Origin of the sequence: Burkholderia sp. BKH01, from assembly GCF_025685725.1 — a bacterium.
Classification (GTDB): Bacteria; Pseudomonadota; Gammaproteobacteria; order Burkholderiales; family Burkholderiaceae; genus Burkholderia; species Burkholderia pyrrocinia_C.
This window is the reverse complement of record NZ_JAOTQT010000019.1, coordinates 99,863-116,236: the sequence shown is the minus strand read 5'-3', so window position 1 is coordinate 116,236 and position 16,374 is coordinate 99,863. Positions and strand designations below refer to the sequence as shown.

General features: G+C 65.6%; 11 protein-coding genes and 1 tRNA gene. 5 read left to right on the top strand and 7 right to left on the bottom strand.

Annotation, left to right across the window (positions count from 1 at the left end; all coding sequences use genetic code 11):
- Positions 1 to 172 precede the first annotated feature (172 nt).
- On the top strand, positions 173 to 1,090 hold the full coding sequence (locus tag OEJ37_RS24670) for a LysR substrate-binding domain-containing protein (RefSeq protein ID WP_175919098.1): 918 nt from the start codon (positions 173 to 175) through the stop codon (positions 1,088 to 1,090).
- Positions 1,091 to 1,180: 90 nt separating this feature from the next.
- Here OEJ37_RS24670 and OEJ37_RS24665 read toward each other — a convergent pair whose 3' ends face one another.
- From OEJ37_RS24665 to wecB, 6 genes are all read right to left on the bottom strand, one after another.
- Positions 1,181 to 2,161 carry an NADPH:quinone oxidoreductase family protein gene (locus OEJ37_RS24665; RefSeq protein ID WP_175918796.1) on the bottom strand — a complete coding sequence of 327 codons (981 nt, stop codon included), beginning with the start codon at positions 2,159 to 2,161 and terminating at the stop codon, positions 1,181 to 1,183.
- 148 nt (positions 2,162 to 2,309) lie between these two features.
- Positions 2,310 to 4,139 (bottom strand): acyl-CoA dehydrogenase, encoded by a 1,830-nt coding sequence (locus OEJ37_RS24660; RefSeq protein ID WP_263346426.1) that lies wholly within the window; start codon positions 4,137 to 4,139, stop codon positions 2,310 to 2,312.
- 108 nt (positions 4,140 to 4,247) lie between these two features.
- Positions 4,248 to 5,015, bottom strand: coding sequence for a class II aldolase/adducin family protein (locus tag OEJ37_RS24655; RefSeq protein WP_263346423.1), 768 nt, complete (start codon positions 5,013 to 5,015; stop codon positions 4,248 to 4,250).
- A gap of 69 nt (positions 5,016 to 5,084) precedes the next feature.
- The gene (locus tag OEJ37_RS24650) at positions 5,085 to 7,409 is read right to left on the bottom strand and encodes a xanthine dehydrogenase family protein molybdopterin-binding subunit (protein WP_263346419.1); all 2,325 of its coding nucleotides are present in this window, start codon (positions 7,407 to 7,409) and stop codon (positions 5,085 to 5,087) included.
- Entirely contained in the window at positions 7,406 to 7,867 is a 462-nt protein-coding gene (locus tag OEJ37_RS24645; protein WP_263346415.1) for a (2Fe-2S)-binding protein, read from the bottom strand. The genes OEJ37_RS24650 and OEJ37_RS24645 overlap by 4 nt, the downstream gene beginning before the upstream one ends.
- A 555-nt stretch (positions 7,868 to 8,422) precedes the next feature.
- Complete coding sequence (wecB, locus tag OEJ37_RS24640; protein WP_263346410.1) at positions 8,423 to 9,640, bottom strand: non-hydrolyzing UDP-N-acetylglucosamine 2-epimerase; 1,218 nt, start codon at positions 9,638 to 9,640, stop codon at positions 8,423 to 8,425.
- Between the two features lie 1,320 nt (positions 9,641 to 10,960).
- Between wecB and OEJ37_RS24635 the strand changes: the two genes are divergently transcribed.
- The 4 genes from OEJ37_RS24635 to OEJ37_RS24620 all read left to right on the top strand — a co-directional run bounded on the left by OEJ37_RS24635 (position 10,961) and on the right by OEJ37_RS24620 (position 15,975).
- Positions 10,961 to 12,055 (top strand): hypothetical protein, encoded by a 1,095-nt coding sequence (locus tag OEJ37_RS24635; RefSeq protein ID WP_174420836.1) that lies wholly within the window; start codon positions 10,961 to 10,963, stop codon positions 12,053 to 12,055.
- A gap of 49 nt (positions 12,056 to 12,104) precedes the next feature.
- Positions 12,105 to 13,922 (top strand): glutamine--fructose-6-phosphate transaminase (isomerizing), encoded by a 1,818-nt coding sequence (gene glmS, locus OEJ37_RS24630; protein WP_152858769.1) that lies wholly within the window; start codon positions 12,105 to 12,107, stop codon positions 13,920 to 13,922.
- A gap of 305 nt (positions 13,923 to 14,227) precedes the next feature.
- Positions 14,228 to 15,112, top strand: a complete 885-nt coding sequence (locus tag OEJ37_RS24625; protein ID WP_263346405.1) for a hypothetical protein — start codon at positions 14,228 to 14,230, stop codon at positions 15,110 to 15,112.
- An 86-nt stretch (positions 15,113 to 15,198) separates the two neighbouring features.
- Positions 15,199 to 15,975 (top strand): hypothetical protein, encoded by a 777-nt coding sequence (locus OEJ37_RS24620; protein WP_263346402.1) that lies wholly within the window; start codon positions 15,199 to 15,201, stop codon positions 15,973 to 15,975.
- 295 nt (positions 15,976 to 16,270) lie between these two features.
- Here the strand turns inward: OEJ37_RS24620 and OEJ37_RS24615 are convergent.
- A tRNA-Arg gene (locus OEJ37_RS24615) sits at positions 16,271 to 16,347 on the bottom strand.
- Positions 16,348 to 16,374: the final 27 nt, after the last annotated feature.

Genomic DNA, 16,374 nt, shown 5'->3' with positions numbered 1-16,374 from the left:
CCTTTTTCCTGCTGCCCGAACGACGGGCGGTTGCCTGGCGGCGCCTCGCCGCAATTTGCGAAGCACCGAACGTTGGATGCATGCTAATTTCGCAAAGATCGCTCGCATATCTCCTGAATCGCAACGTATCATTGCTCTTAGTAGAACGATCTCGCCGAACGGAACCGTCGCCATGAACCCAATCGCCGATCTGAACGATCTCCGGCTCTTTGCAGAAGTGGTCGAACACGGGAGCTTCACGGCCGCCGCCCGCAGCCTCGGCGCGCAAACATCGAAGCTCAGCCGGCGCATTCGTGCGCTCGAGGAGGAGCTCGGCGTGCGGCTGCTCAATCGCACGAGCCGGAGCCTGTCGCTAACGGAAACCGGGCGGCAGTTCCATCAGCATTGCGTCGCGCTGGTCGCGGAATCGAAGGCCGCGAAGGACATCGTGGATCGCACGCGCACGCAGCCGCAGGGCACCGTGCGCATCAGCTGTCCCGTCGGGTTGCTGAGTTCCGGTGTCGCGGAGATTCTGGCGCGATACATCGAGAACAATCCGCAGGTCCAGGTGCTGCTCGATGCGACCAACCGGCGCGTGGATGTGGTCGAGGAAGGGCTGGATTTCGCGATCCGCGTCAGGGTTCCGCCGCTGGAGAACACCGATCTCGCGGTTCGACAACTGGGGCTGTCGTTCCGGATTCTCGTCGCGAGCCCGGCGCTGGCCGCACGTTATCCGGCGCCCGAGTCGATCGACAGCCTGAAGGACTGGCCGACGGTTTCAACGTCCAGCAGCGGCGACCGTTTCGTGTGGAGCCTGACGGACGCCGACGGGCGCGCGATCTCCTTCGCCCATCGGCCGCGGCTGGCAACCGATGATCTGGCGAGCCTGCGGCTTGCGGCGCTCGGCGGCATCGGCGTCGCCGAACTGCCGCGCGAACTGGTGAGCGCCGATCTTCAGGCTGGCCGGCTGCTCCACCTGCTGCCAGCGCTGTCTGCACCGACAGCGCTCGTTCACGCGATCTTCCCGACACGCCGCGGCATGGTGCCCGCCGTTCGCCATCTGCTCGATGCACTCGTCGCGGGCTTCGAGGAACTGAACCGGATCGCGTAGCGACCGTCGACACGGCCGCGCACGCTGCGTGACGCACATGCCATCATGGGGCGCGTGCCGCGCCACGCGCCGCCACGCGCCGGGCCCGGATCATGCGTCCGGCAGGATCACCACCTTGCCCTTCACCTGCCGGTTCGCCATCCGCGCGATCGCGTCGGCCGCACCGGCCAGCGACACGCGTTCGGTGATCGCCGGCCGCACCTTGCCGGCCGCGAACCACTCGGCGAGCAAGCGCATGTTCGCGACATGCTGCGCAGGATCGCGCCGCACCGCGTCGCCCCAGAACACGCCGAGAATGTCGCGCTCCTTGAGCAGCGCCAGATTCAGCGCGATCTTCGGAATCTCGCCCGCCGCGAAACCGACCACCAGGAACCGGCCGTGCCACGCGGTCGCGCGCAGCGCCGCCTCGCTGTATGCGCCGCCCACCGGATCGTAGACGACGTCGGCGCCGCGCCCGCCGGTCAGCTCGTCGACGCGGCGGCGCAGGTCTTCGGTCGAGTAGTCGATCGTCTCGTCGGCGCCCGCGGTGCGGCACAGCGCCAGCTTGTCCGCACTCGATGCCGCCGCGATCACGCGCGCGCCGAGCGCCTTCGCGATCTCGATCGCGGCGAGCCCGACGCCGCCCGCCGCGCCCAGCACGAGCAGCGTCTCACCCTGTTGCAGACGCGCGCGCTGCTGCAATGCGTGCAGCGACGTGCCGTACGCGAGCACGAGCGCCGCGCCCTGCTCGAATGTCATGCCCGGCGGCAGCGCGGCGATCTGGTGCACGTCGGCCACGCACTGTTGCGCGAACCCGCCGTGCCCGGTGAACGCGACCACCGAATCGCCGGCCCGCCACGCGGTCACGCCCTCGCCGACCGCATCGATCACGCCGGCAAACTCGGCGCCCGGCGAGAACGGCAGCGCCGGCTTCACCTGATACAACCCCTGGACGATCAGCGCGTCGGGGAAATTGAGCGACGCAGCCTTCACCTGTATCCTGACCTGGCCCGCGGCCGGCTCGGGAATCGCGACGTCCTCGATGCGCAAGCGGTCGATCGGGCCGAATGCGGTACACAACAGGGCTTTCATGCTCTCCTCTCTCCTTGCGCGGCGTGGCCGGGCATCGGTACGGTTTGCGGGATATGTCCGCACGAACGGTTCAGGACGAACACGCGGTGGCCAGCAGAATCGGCATCCACCACATCGTCAGCATTCCGGAATGTCGGCGCGGCAACGTTCAGAACCACGCGTCGTGCATGTCGAGCGTCGTCGTGTCGACGCTCGACAGCAGATCGAGCTGCGCATCCACCTTCGGCAATTCCCAGCGGAAAAAGTAACGGGCCGCCGCACGCTTGCCGTCGTGGAAATCGCCGCCGTGCCCGTGCGCGGCGAGCGTCACGTCGAGCCACAGCCACGCAACGACGAGATGGCCGAACGCTTCGAGATAGACGCTCGCGTTCGCAAGCCGCTTCTGCGGCTCGCCGATCACGCCCAACTGCTGCGTGAGCTCGCACAGTCGCGCCCAGCGCTGCGCCAGCGCATCGGCCTGCTCGCAGGTGCCGACGTCCAGCGCCCGCGCGCGTTCGACTGTCGCGCGGATCCGCGCGTCGAGCGCGCGCAGCAATGCACCGTCGTCCTGCGCGACCTTGCGGCCCAGCAGGTCGAGCGCCTGGATCCCGTGCGTGCCTTCGTGAATCGGATTGAGGCGATTGTCGCGATAGAGCCGCTCGACCGCGTAGTCGCGCGTGTAGCCGTAGCCGCCGTGCACCTGGATCGCGAGATCGTTCGCGGCGAGGCACCACTGCGACGGCCAGCTTTTCGCGATCGGCGTCAGGATGTCGAGCAGGCGCGTGGCATTGGCGCGCACCGCCGCATCTTCATGTGCGCGCCCTTCGTCGACCAGCTTCGCGCAGTAGAGAATCAGCGCGAGGCCGCCCTCGACATAGGCCTTCTGCGCGAGCAGCATGCGCCGCACGTCCGGATGCTCGACGATCGGCGCCTGCGGCGCGGCCGCATCCTTGCCGGCCGGCCCGAGCGGACGCCCCTGCGGCCGGTTGCGCGCGTAGTCGAGCGCGTGCAGATAACCCGTGTAGCCGAGCGCCACCGCACCTGCACCGACACCGATGCGCGCCTCGTTCATCATGTGGAACATGTAGGCAAGGCCGTGGTTCGGCTTGCCGACCAGATAGCCGATCGCGCCCGCACGCCCTTGCGGACGATAGCGCGTGCCTTCGCCGAAATTCAGCAGGCAGTTGGTCGTGCCGCGATAGCCCATCTTGTGGTTCAGTCCGGCGAGCACGACATCGTTGTGTTCGCCGGCGGCGCCGCCGTCGGTTCCCGGCAGGTACTTCGGCACGATGAACAGCGAGATGCCGCGCGTGCCGGGCTGCAAGCGGCCGTGTTCGTCTGGAATCTTCGCGAGCACGAGGTGGACGATGTTCTCCGCCAGCTCGTGTTCGCCGCCGGAAATCCACATCTTGTTGCCGGTCAGCCGGTAGCGCGGGCCGAGCGGCGAATCGCGTTCGAAATCCGCGCGAGTCGCGATGTCGGACAGCGACGAACCGGCTTGCGGTTCGGACAGGCACATCGTGCCAAGGAAGCGCCCTTCCAGTTCCGGGCGCGCGAACGCGTCGATCTGTGCCGCGCTACCGTGCGCGACGAGCAGGTTCGCGTTGGCGACGGTCAGGAACGGATAAGCGGCGGTCGCGATGTTCGCGGCCTGGAAGAACAGGAACGATGCGGCTTCGACCAGCTTCGGCAACCGCATGCCGCCGAGCGCCTCGTCGTGACCCGCGGCGATCAGCCCGGCGTCCGCAAACGCTCGCACGGCCGGCTCGACTTCCGGGATCAGCGTCACACGTTCGCCGTCGAAATGCGGTTCCTCACGGTCGGCGCGCGCTGCGTGCGGCGCGAACAGGTCGGTCGCAATCCGCTCGCTGGTGTCGAGCACCGCATCGAAGGTCTCGCGGCTGTGCTCCGCATAACGCGGCAGCGCGACGAGCGCTTCGGCATCGAGCCAGTCGTACAACAGGAACGCGAGATCGCGTCGCGACATCAACAGGCTCATCGTGCTGCCTCCCGGGTGCCGGCCTTGTCAGCCGAATGAATGGATCCGTGGTTGCAAGTGCTGGCAGGAATTTAGCACGGTCGTTCGCAAACAACAACGACGGACGCGCTACGCCGCGTACCCGGGATTACGCCGATCGAGCCGGCGCAGCAGCCCGGGCCAGACGAGCGCCCCGGCGCCCATCCCTCGCGTGACCGCGGCGATCTGCTGCTTGATGCCGTCGAGAATCGGTTGCGCGACCGGCAGCAGCGCCGAGCCGCCTGACTGCGCGCGGACCTGGATCATGCACGCCGCTTCGAAGAAGTACATCGCGACGAACGCGTCGGCCGGCGTGGCGCCGACGGTCAACAGCCCGTGGTTGCGCAGCATCAGGTACGTGTTGCCGCCCAGGTCGCGCACGAGGCGGGATTTCTCGCCCTCGTCGAGCGCGATGCCCTCGTAGTCGTGATAGCCGAGCGATGCCAGCACGCCGAGCGACTGCTGCGACAGCGGCAGCAAGCCCGCTTCCTGCGCCGACACGGCGACACCGTTGATCGAATGCGTATGCATCACGCACAGCGCATCGTCGCGGGCCGCATGCACCGCGCTGTGTATGGTGAAGCCGGCCGGATTGATCTCGTACGGCGACTCGGACACCTTGCGTCCGTCGAGATCGACCTTGACCAGCGACGACGCCGTGATCTCGTCGAACATCATCCCGTACGGGTTGATCAGGAAATGGTGCTCCGGGCCAGGCACGCGTGCGGAAATGTGGGTGAACACCAGATCGTCCCAGCCGAACAGCGCGGTGAGGCGATAGGCCGCCGCCAGGTTGACCCGCGCATCCCATTCGGCGGCAGACACCGCCTGCTTCAGGCTGACATCGGATGAGGCCACGTCGACACTCCTTGTTTAGGGATTGCTTCGAACCGGGCCGCACGATGCGGCCCGGCGTGGGGGATCGCGTCAACCCGCCTGCCGCTTCGCGAGCTGATCGGCGACGGGCAGGCTGCGGATGCGCGTGCCGGTCGCCGCGAAGATCGCGTTGGTCAGCGCCGGTGCGACGGGCGGCAGGCCCGGCTCGCCGACACCGCCAAGCGGCGTCGCGAAGTCGTCCGGCGCGACGAGATGCACGCGGATCTCGCGCGGCGCCTCGTTCATTCTCAGCACCTGGAAGCCGTTGAAGTTGCTCTGCTCCGGATGGCCGTCCTTGAACGTGATCTCGCCGTGCAGCGCGATGCCGAGCCCCATCACCACCGCGCCCTCGAGCTGCGAGCGTACGCGCTCCGGATTGACCTGCGGCCCGCAGTCGATCGCGATGTCGACGCGCGGCACCGAGATCTTGCCGTCCGCGCCGACCTGCACCTCGCACACCGCGGCCGTGTACGACACGAAGCTGCGATGCGCGGCGATTCCGAGCCCGTGTCCCTTCGGCAGCTTGCGTCCCCAGCCGGCTTCGCGCGCGACCGTCTCGACCACGCGCCGCAGTCGCCCGGTATCGACCGGATACAGCGCCGGATCCTCGCCGTAGTTCACGTTCTTCACCGTGATGTGCGGTTCGAAACGCCGTGCGGGCCCGATCAGCTCGAGCAGGAAATCCTTCGGGTCGCGGCCGGCCGCGTGCGCAAGCTCCGACACGAAGCTCTGGATTCCGAACGCATGCGGAATGTTGTAGACCGAGCGGAACCAGCCGATCCGCGTGTGCGCTTCCGCGGCCGGATTCTCGATCCGCACGTTCGGAATCGCGAACGGCAGATCCGCGATCCCTTGCGCAAGCTCGCCCGGCTGCTCGTGCACGACACCCGCCCTGAAGGTCGACTGGATCGACGGCGCGACCGTGCGATGCTGCCATGCGACCACCTTCCCCGACGCATCGATCCCGCCGTCGAATGCTTCGAGCGACACCGCGTGGAAATAGTCGTGCGCGATGTCGTCCTCGCGCGTGAACGTCAGCTTGACCGGCGCGCCGACCGCCTTCGACAGCAGCGCTGCCTCCACCACGTAGTCCGGTTTCGACTTGCGGCCGAAACCGCCGCCGAGCAGCGTCACGTTGACCGTCACGTGCTCCGTCGTCAGCCCGAGCGCCTTCGCGATCTCGTCGCGCGTGGTCTGCGGCGCCTGCGTGCAGGTCCAGACTTCGCAGCGACCGTCGGCCACCCGCGCGACGGCCGCGGGCGGCTCCATCGTCGCGTGCGCGAGATGCGGGATGTAGTACGTCGCGCGCACGCGTTTCGCGGCGCCGGCGAGCGCCGTGGCCGCGTCGCCGTCGTTGCGGATCACGTCGCCCGGCTGCGCGGCGGCCGCTTCGAGCGTCTTGCGATACGCGGCCGAGTCGTAGTTCGCGTTGGGCCCGTGCTTCCAGTCGATCTTCAACTTCGAGCGCGCCTGGATGGCCGTCCACGTATCGCGCGCGACGACGGCCACGCCGCCGAGCGGCTGGAAGCCGGACGGCAGTGGCGGCGACGCGAGCTGCACGACCTTGACGACGCCCGGCAGCTTCTCTGCGGCCGATGCGTCGAACGACCCCACCGTGTCACCATAGGCCGGCGGTCGCGCGACGACCGCATACAGCATGCCGTCGAGCCGCGTGTCGATCCCGTAGTGCGCGCGGCCGCCGACGATGTCGCGGCCGTCGATCAATGCGGTTTTGCCCTTGCCGATATAGCGGAATTCGGCCGGCGCCTTCAGCATCACGGTGGCGGGATCCGGCACCGGTAGCGCGGCCGCTTTCGCCGCAAGTTCGCCGAAGCCGAGCTTGCGCCCGCTCTTCATATCGACAACCTCGTGCACCATCACCTTGACCTGGCGTGCATCGACGCCCCACGCCGTCGCGGCGGCCTGCTCAAGCATCGTGCGCGCGGCCGCGCCCGCGCGGCGCAGCGCGGCGAAGCTCTGGCGCAGGCTGCGCGAGCCATCGGTATTCTGGTTGCCGTAGCGCGGCTCGTCGCCAACCGCCTGCGCGACCTTCACACGCGCCCAGTCCGCGCCGAGTTCATCGGCCACCACGAGCGCGACGCTCGTGCGAACGCCCTGCCCCATTTCGGAGCGGATGCATGTCACGGTGACGGTGCCGTCCGTTGCGATCGCAACAAACAGGTGCGGATCGTCGCGCAGCCCGTGCGGCATCCCGGCGCCACCATATTTCGGATTCGCGCTGACGGGCGGCTGAACCGGCGCGGCCGCGCGCGCGAGCGACGGCACGCCGAAGGCAAGCAACAGCCCGCCGGATGCAAAGCCGAGCAACAGCGCGCGGCGGCTTTCGTTGTGGACGGAGAGTTCGGATACGCTCATGCGGCACCTCCGCGGCGCACGGCCAGCCGGATCGCCGCGCGAATGCGCGTATAGGTGCCGCAGCGGCAGATGTTGTCGGACATCGCATCGTCGATGTCGGCGTCGGTCGGACGCGGATTCGTCTTCAGCAGCGACGCGGCCTGCATGATCTGCCCGGACTGGCAGTAGCCGCATTGCGCGACGTTCAGTTCCTGCCATGCCTGCTGCAGCGGGTGCGTCAGGTCCGTCGACAGTCCCTCGATCGTCGTCACGCGCTTGCCGGAAGCGGTCGCGACGGGCGTGATGCACGAACGGATCGCGACGCCGTCGAGATGCACCGTGCACGCGCCGCACAGCGCCATGCCGCAGCCGAACTTGGTGCCGGTGTAGCCGAGGACATCGCGCAGGTACCAGAGCAACGGCATGTCGGGATTGCCGTCGAAATGCTGTTCGCTACCGTTGACGGTCAGCGTGATCATCGTTCACCTCCTGGTTGCGACGCCCGCGTCGGACAGGCATCGAGTGGGGATTCGAACGGCGCGGCGCACATTCCGAACAACCAGGCAGGCGTGGCGCCGTTTCGTGGACCGTGTCGCCCGCAGACACGATCGGGCCGATGCCGCAAACGAGGCTGTCGTCCGGTTGCCTTCGCAACATTTCGATGACATCCCGGTCAACCGCTCGTCCGCATGGATCGCCGATCGCATTATCGAACCATTTCGAATTTGCCGTCGGATCGAGGCGATTCGAGAGTTTTAGGCAATCGGGGAAGGACGTTCAGCCGGGAATGGAGTGTTGCGACGGGTCATGCCTGTCGGTGATGTCGCCGGTGGCTTGCGTGTCGGCGTCTCGATGCGCGGCGGAAGGCGTTTCTTTCTCGTTCTCGCACGCCGCCCAGAGCGATCGACGGGCCGAGGAACGGGAAATTGTCGATCGCGAAATCACGTAAATGCAAAGGTCCGGCCGGCCTCCCGGCCGGACCGGACCCTCGCACGACCGCACCGAACGGTTCGGACGTTACCGCGCGATCACGTTCATCGCGACCGCAACGCCTGCAACCCCAGCGTAAGCGCGTTATGCGGCATCTCCGCGGCACCCATCGAAAAACTCGTCGTCTTCGCGGTCGCCCCCGGCGTACGCATCAGCGCGTGAACGATCCGCTCGCTCGCATGCCCATCGCCGTACGGATTGCTCGCGCGCGACATTTCCCCGTATGCGCTCTCGTTGTCGAACAGCCGCGACGCCTCCCAGACGATCCGCTCCTGATTGGTTCCGACGAGCCGCGCGGTGCCGGCCTGGATCGCTTCGGGCCGCTCTGTCGTATCGCGCGTGACGAGCACCGGCTTGCCCAGCGCCGGCCCTTCCTCCTGAATGCCGCCCGAATCGGTGATGATGAAATGCGCGCGGGACATCAGGAATACGAACGACAGATATTCCTGCGGCTCGATCAGGTAAATGTTCGGCAGGCCGCCGAGCAGCGCGCGCGCCGGCTCCCGCACGTTCGGGTTCATATGCAGCGGATAGACGAACTGCGCATCGCGATAGCGGTTCGCGAGCGTGGACAACGCCTCGCAGAAATGCCGGAACGGCTCGCCGAAGCTCTCGCGGCGATGGCCGGTGATCAGCACGACACGACGCGACGGTTCGAGGAACGGAAAATTCGCGGCAACCTTCTTCGTCAGCTCGGTGTTGTGGTCCAGCATGCGCCTGACCTCGTGCAACGCATCGATCACGGTGTTGCCGGTCAGCACGACCGAGCCCGCCGGCACGCCCTCGCTGAGCAGGTTGTCGCGTGCTTTCCCGGTCGGCGCGAAATGCCACGACGATACCGCGTCGGTCACGCGGCGATTCAGTTCCTCCGGCCACGGCGACCAGATGTCGCCGCTGCGCAAGCCGGCCTCCACGTGCCCGACCGGCAGGTAGCGGTAGAACGCCGCGAGACTGACCGCGAGTGTGGTCGTCGTATCGCCGTGCACCAGCACGACGTCCGGGCGCAATTCATCGAAGACCAAGCCGATCGCCTGAAGAATACCGGTCGTCACGTCGGTCAGCGTCTGACTTTGACGCATCAGGTTGAGATCGTAGTCGGGCTTGATGTCGAACAACGTCAGCACCTGGTCGAGCATTTCCCGATGCTGTGCGGTCACGCATACTTTCACGTCGACATCCGTTTGCGCCTTCAGCGCGCGCACCAGCGGCGCCATCTTGATGGCTTCCGGCCGAGTCCCGAACACAAGCAAGATCTTTTTCATCGTTATCCTCGTTTAGCCGCCTCGCGCCGAATGACCCTGCTCGTGGCGCGAAGCATGTATTCAGGCGGCGCCTCCCGTACTCGCACGCGGTGCAGCGGTGTCGCGGGGCGAGCGCGCCGTCCTGTCCGCGCGGTCTCCGCCACGCGAATCGTCGTACTACCGGCGTCCCGTCGCACTTGATCGGTCACGTCATGAGTCGTTCCTCGCAGCGTCGAGCCTCGCGTCTGTTCGTCACGTCACTACGACTACAGCAATATTCAAACCAGCCGCCCTGCGGCCGGGTTCGGTTCGCACGGTGCGCGAGGTGCACATGCAGCGAGTTTCGGAATGTTTCACAACTGCTACGAGCTCGCATCGCCCGGCGAGCTCGACATCGACAAACATCCGGTCGGTTGCGCGATCCATCCGGCACGTCGTCCGATCAATGACGAATTCATTTCGGGCGTCAATTGCGCGTCGGACCTCACGCATCTTTCGAAACGCTTTGCGTCGCCTCGGTTCGCTACTTTTTCCGTGCAGCGCGCGGCACGCGATCGACCGCGTGGCTCGGGTCATACACGAAGGGTTTCCCCGATACGCGGCGTCGTTCGCGTCACACGAATCGACGGACGCGAAATGTTGCGGATCTGAAACGCAGATTCGGCACCGGGCGGCTGCATCGGAGTCCGCTCCATCCGGTGCATGCGGCAGCGGGACCCTCCCCGGCGTCCCGGCCAACGCACATGCAACGCACGACACATAACGCGCCGACCATGCAAAGCCGCGCCCTGCAAGGCGGCACGGGTTCGGCGGGAAAATCGCTCGCCGCATGGCGCGTGCAGGCGCGACATCGACCGCGCGCGGTCGCACCGCCCGCACACGAGCTGATTCGTCGGTGAATCAAAAAACGCCGCCTCCGCCCGGGCCGCACTCGCAGGCAGCTCCCCCGCTCCTTGCTGCACGGCGCATCGCGGCTGATGGCTCACACCTTGCTTAATGCAAGACAGGTGTGTCCCGAAGTACTCGCACGACAGCGGACAGACGGAGGCGCCAAAGCAACGAAGCCGGGAGGCGACGCGACGCGTCCGCCTGGGGCAAAAGACAGCCGCCCCTGCGCGACGAACCTGCCGTCGTTTCCCGCTGACATCCGCGCGATCCGCGGGCCGCCTTCGAGCGCTCATGCGACGAACCGGCTCGTGAGCGCGAAAACGGCACCAGCCTCACGTTCACCAGCGCCAGGGTGCACTGAGCCACAACGTCGACACGCTCGCCAGGCGCGACGCGGCCAACGCCGCACCCGGCGACGATTGCGAAGGACCACCCGCGCAGGAGCCCCCGATCATGAACCGGCCCGCGCTGTTCCCGGCCGCACGCGCATGCGTGGCGACCGCCGCCCGGCTGCGCCGCCTGTGGCGCGTCGCCTGCTGTGTCGCCGTGTGCGGCTTCGCGCTGCACGCGAGCGCCGTCGAGCTCCAGCTCAGCGGGCTGTACCAACGCCCCGACGGGGCGATCACCGTACGCCGGAACGGTGCCGGCATCGATCCTTATTTCGCGGCGAAGGCGCTGCTCGCCGCCTCCGACGCGCGACTCGACGCGCGTCAGGCCGCACTCGCGTGGATCGCCTGGCTGTTGCCGCGCCAGCGACCGGACGGCGGATTCGATCGCTACTGTGTGAAGAACGGCCAGTACAGCGCTTGCGCCGAAGCGGACACCGACGACGCGATGATGGCGACCTGGATCGAACTGCTCGCCCGTTTCGCGCCGTCCGACGGCATGCCCGCCGCATGGGAACTCAGCCTGAGCCGCGCAGGCGCGCATCTGGACACCCTGCTCGACAAGCCTGCCGGCGTCTACCAGATCTCGTCGTCGCTGCACGTCGCGCTGCTGATGGACAACGTCGAGGTACACAGCGCATTCCGGGCGCTCGCGGCCTACTACTTCCGGCGCGCCGACTACATGCACGCAGGCCCGTGGAGCCAGCGCGCCGACCAGCTCGAGTCGGCGATCCTGAAGGTGTTCTGGCTCGGCGCGCAATCCGGTTTTCGCTCAAGCACGCAGCGAATCGGCGGTACGAGCTTTTATCCGGAGAAAGTCGCACAGATCTTCCCGCTTCTGTCCGATATTCAGGTTCCCGAACAATCCAACAAGACAATCTACGCGCAATGGATGCAGAAGTACGGCAAGACGTGGCAGCACCTCGCCGGCACCGATTATCCGTGGGGCTTGATCGCGCTCGCCGCATTCAAGATGAACGACTGGAGCACGGTCGCATGCTGGCATGCGCGATCCGGTCCGTACCGCCACGGCGCACACTGGAACGTACTGGAGGAGTCGCTGTATCTGGCATTCGAAAGCAGGATGGCCGAGCCCGTCACGCCCGCTCAATGCGGATTCACGACGGCGACGGCAACGCCAACGGCAACCGCGTCGCGCTGATGCAAGGGCGCACGCGGTCCATGATGATCGACATGGAAGGAGACATGTAATGTGTGGCATCGTCGGCGCGGTCGCGCAACGGGACATCGTCCCGATTCTGATTGAAGGTTTGCGTCGCCTGGAATATCGCGGCTACGATTCATGCGGCGTCGCAACGGTCGTCGACGGCCAGGCGCGCCGCGAACGCAGCGTGTCGCGCGTCGCCGATCTCGACGCACACGTGCGCAGCACCGGCCTGACCGGCAGCACCGGCATCGCGCACACCCGCTGGGCGACGCATGGCGCACCGGCAACGTGCAACGCGCATCCGATTTTCTCGCGCGACGAGATCGCGCTCGTGCACAACGGCATCATCGAGAACCACGAAACGTTGCGCAAGCAACTTTCAGACGAGCACTACGAGTTCGACGGCCAGACCGACACCGAGGTCGTCGCTCACCTGATCCACAGCAAGTATCGCGGCGACCTGCTCGCCGCCGTGCGCGATGCGACGTCGCAGCTTCACGGCGCCTATGCGATCGCGGTGTTCAGCAAACACGAGCCGCAGCGGCTGATCGGCGCGCGGGCCGGCTCCCCGCTCGTCGTCGGCGTGAAGGACGGCGAATGCTTTCTCGCGTCCGACGCGCTCGCGCTCGCCGGCATCACCGACCGCTTCATCTTTCTCGAGGAAGGCGACGTCGTCGAGTTGACGGCAGGCGGCGTGCGCGTGCTCGATCGCAGCGGCGCGCCGGTCGAGCGCGCGATACAGACCGTCTCCTCAGTGCAAGGCGTGGTCGAACTCGGGCCGTACCGGCACTTCATGCAAAAGGAGATTTTCGAGCAACCGCAGGCCGTGGCCGCGACCATCCCGGATGCGGGCCTGTTCGATCCGGCCGTATTCGGGCCTGACGCCGCGCGGGCGTTCGAACAGATCGACAACGTGCTGATTCTCGCGTGCGGCACGAGTCACTATTCCGGCCTGACCGCGCGCCGCTGGCTCGAAACGATCGCGCGCGTGCCCGCGCAGGTCGAAATCGCGAGCGAATACCGTTACAGCGACGCGCTCGCCACGCCGAACACGCTGGTGGTGAGCGTGTCGCAATCCGGTGAGACCGCCGACACGCTCGCCGCGCTCAAGTACGCGCAAGCGCTCGGCCATATCGACACGCTGGCGATCTGCAACGTGCCGACCAGCGCGATGATGCGTCAGACCGGCCTGCGGTTCCTGACGCGGGCCGGCCCGGAAATCGGCGTCGCGTCGACCAAGGCGTTCACGACGCAGCTCGTCGCGCTGTTCATCCTCGCCGTGACGCTCGGGCGGCTGCGAGGTTACGTCGACGACGCACAGCTTGCGCGCTACACGATGCAGTTGCGACGGCTGCCCGACGCGCTCGACGACGTGCTCGGGCTGGAGCCGCAGATCGAGCGCTGGGCGGCGGAATTTGCGCAGCACGAGAATGCGCTGTTTCTCGGGCGCGGGCTGCATTACCCGATCGCGCTCGAAGGCGCGCTGAAGCTGAAGGAGATTTCGTATATTCACGCGGAAGCGTATCCGGCGGGCGAGCTGAAGCACGGGCCGCTGGCGCTTGTGACCCATACCATGCCCGTCGCGACGATCGCGCCGAACGATGCGCTACTCGAGAAGCTGAAGTCGAACATGCAGGAAGTGAGGGCGCGCGGCGGGCAGCTTTATGTGTTCGCCGATGCCGATACGCGGATCGATAATAGCGAAGGTGTGTCGGTGTTGAGGATGCCGGATTATTACGGGCTGTTGTCGCCGATCCTGCATGTGGTGCCGTTGCAGCTGCTTGCGTATCACGCGGCGTGTTTGCGCGGTGCTGATATCGACAAGCCGAGGAACCTGGCGAAATCGGTGACGGTGGAGTGATGGGGTTGTGTAACACGGGGCGGGTGGCAATCTGGATTAGAAGCGTTTACACGTAAACGCTTCTACCCCGTAAGGAACCAGTTTTCGGCTCCAAACGCTTGTTTTTTCGACGTAAAGGGCAACGCCACCTGTTCAGCCGCGCGAGCCAATATGACATTGGCCCTACAGCGGATCGGGTCATGGGATACCGGAGGCCATACCTCCCGCACAGCAGCAGACCAGTTAGCACCCGATTTTCGGGGCGCGTGCTCCGCGTTCAGCTCGCGATACACTTGTTGCTTCAGCATCCGACTGCACGTGCAAAGATGGGCGTTATCTATCTTGATCACAACTTCGTCTCCGACATTGCGGGGCATACTCGCGTCGCCGACGCGGATGCTGAACGCGCTCGCGCCACGGAGATCGTCAGGACGGGAGAGCATCGTTTCGCGGTATCGGTCTGGAACATGTACGAGACTGCGCGGGCTGGCCGTCAGGAAACGAAGGACGGCTGCATTGAGTTCATCACGGACGTCCGGCCGCTCTACTGCGCAAACCCGCGTCTCGTTCAGGTGCAGGAGGTCGTCGGATATGCGGCCCACCGGTACAACGATCACCCATACCGCATCGAGGAGGTCAGTCCATTCTTCGACACGCCCGCACAAATGTGGTCGACCTTCGCCAGCCCCCGCACCCCCGCGACCCCTTTCGTAGGCGAGAGCTTCCGCGACGGTGTGGAGATGATGACTCGTTCCGACCTTCGCCGACATCTTGACGCCGAGCTTGATGATGGACCAGCAGCAGCTGAGGCTGACCGTCAAGCGTTCGTCGAAGGCGTTGTAGAACGCGATGAGCAGTTGATCGACCGGCAGTGGTTGATGGAACTGCTTCCCGAGCGGAATCAGGCCGACAACGCATGGATCGATCAGCGGCGACGCGAAGCGTTTGTCAGCTTCCTCCTTGCGCACATCGACGACGCGTACCTCCACTGCCCGGCGTTCCACGCAGAGGAACAAACCTATCGGCATCGAGTCGCAAGTCAGCGCAGGCTCAGGCGATCGGACGGCATTGACGTTCAGTTTGGCGTGCTGGCGGTCGCTTACTGCGATGTGATCGTCACCTCGGACGGGGCCTTCCGGGAGATGCTTGTCGCCGTAGCCGCGAGGATCGGTTCCCCGTGCAGGGTACTTTCGCGACTGGCCGAGATATAGGCCGATTGACTTGACAGCAACACGCTTGAATGCCGTGCTGCACGGATCACTACACTTGCGCCGCCAACAGAAAAAAGGGGACAACCTTGACGACGGACGCGCATTTTTTTCAGATCACACAGACAGCCGCACTCATGTGCGAGCACCTACCTATTCCCGACAGCGTCGATTTCGTCGCGTTCGTCGACCGGTGGCAGACTCTCATCGGCGCGTTCGTTGGCGGCATGCTCGGCGTGGTGGCCGCGTTCATCGTTGCATTCAAGCAGACGCACCGCGAATGGTTCATAGCGGCTTCGTCGGTCCTACCTGAACTGATGAGCCTTCAGGCCACCAACGACGGCATCCAGCACGTTCTCGCGACAAGCCATCAGACGAAGCGCCAAAACAAGCGGACTACTTGCCGCCTGCTCCTCAAGCAAAAGCCGACTCCGACCGTGTTGCACAGCCCGACCGTCCGGCAGCTTTACGACATCGACTCCCGCTTGTATGCCCACCTTTCGCACTGCGCCATGATCCACGAGCAGCTTGAACATGCGCTGGACGTGTTCAAGCAGGTCGACAACGATGCCAAACGGCCCCACATGTCGATAGACGAAGTCGTCGCTGCGGAGGCTGCCCTTGACGTGCGAACATACGTGGCAACCTTGGCGTGGGACTACTGCGTAGAGCACGCCTCTCTTGCAAACTACTATCTCGACCGCTTCGTATTCAGGCGCTGGCCGATGTGGTTATTCCAGTTGCGAATGCGCGTTCTGCCAAACGATCTCGACCAGCGCTCGGCGTACCTGCTCAAGAACGGCAAACTCTGGAGCGAATCGAAAGAAGAAGCGAAATCTGCACTCGACGAGAACACGCCGATCTAGGCAACTGCGGATTCGATGTTCGCGAGCGTGACAAACTGCACGTCGTCGCGACGGAATTGCTGTGCCGCAGCATGTCCTCGCGGGAATGGCTTCGTCAGCGCTAAGAACTGTCAAGCGGGCACGGTCGAAGCTGACAGGCTACGCATGCGAGCTTGCAGGCGGCGATGAAAAAATCGGTCCGCCCCAAACAATCTAGGAGGCCCCCCGGTGATCGGAAATGCCTACACGGCGCCTACACATCGCCCGAAGACAATATTGCCCGCCACGGGATTTCAAACTAACCCATTGATTCCATTGGCCCGCCCTACACGATTCGAACGTGTGACCTACGGCTTAGAAGGCCGTTGCTCTATCCAACTGAGCTAAGGGCGGTCGAGGAGAAAAGACACGGCCTGACGC

Excerpts from the sequence above, each read along its gene's own strand:
- OEJ37_RS24670 (WP_175919098.1), top strand. The coding sequence starts at position 173 with ATGAACCCAATCGCCGATCTGAACGATCTCCGGCTCTTTGCAGAAGTG.
- OEJ37_RS24665 (WP_175918796.1), bottom strand. The coding sequence starts at position 2,161 with ATGAAAGCCCTGTTGTGTACCGCATTCGGCCCGATCGACCGCTTGCGC.
- OEJ37_RS24660 (WP_263346426.1), bottom strand. The coding sequence starts at position 4,139 with ATGAGCCTGTTGATGTCGCGACGCGATCTCGCGTTCCTGTTGTACGAC.
- OEJ37_RS24650 (WP_263346419.1), bottom strand. The coding sequence starts at position 7,409 with ATGAGCGTATCCGAACTCTCCGTCCACAACGAAAGCCGCCGCGCGCTG.
- OEJ37_RS24645 (WP_263346415.1), bottom strand. The coding sequence starts at position 7,867 with ATGATCACGCTGACCGTCAACGGTAGCGAACAGCATTTCGACGGCAAT.
- wecB (WP_263346410.1), bottom strand. The coding sequence starts at position 9,640 with ATGAAAAAGATCTTGCTTGTGTTCGGGACTCGGCCGGAAGCCATCAAG.
- OEJ37_RS24635 (WP_174420836.1), top strand. The coding sequence starts at position 10,961 with ATGAACCGGCCCGCGCTGTTCCCGGCCGCACGCGCATGCGTGGCGACC.
- glmS (WP_152858769.1), top strand. The coding sequence starts at position 12,105 with ATGTGTGGCATCGTCGGCGCGGTCGCGCAACGGGACATCGTCCCGATT.
- OEJ37_RS24625 (WP_263346405.1), top strand. The coding sequence starts at position 14,228 with ATGGGCGTTATCTATCTTGATCACAACTTCGTCTCCGACATTGCGGGG.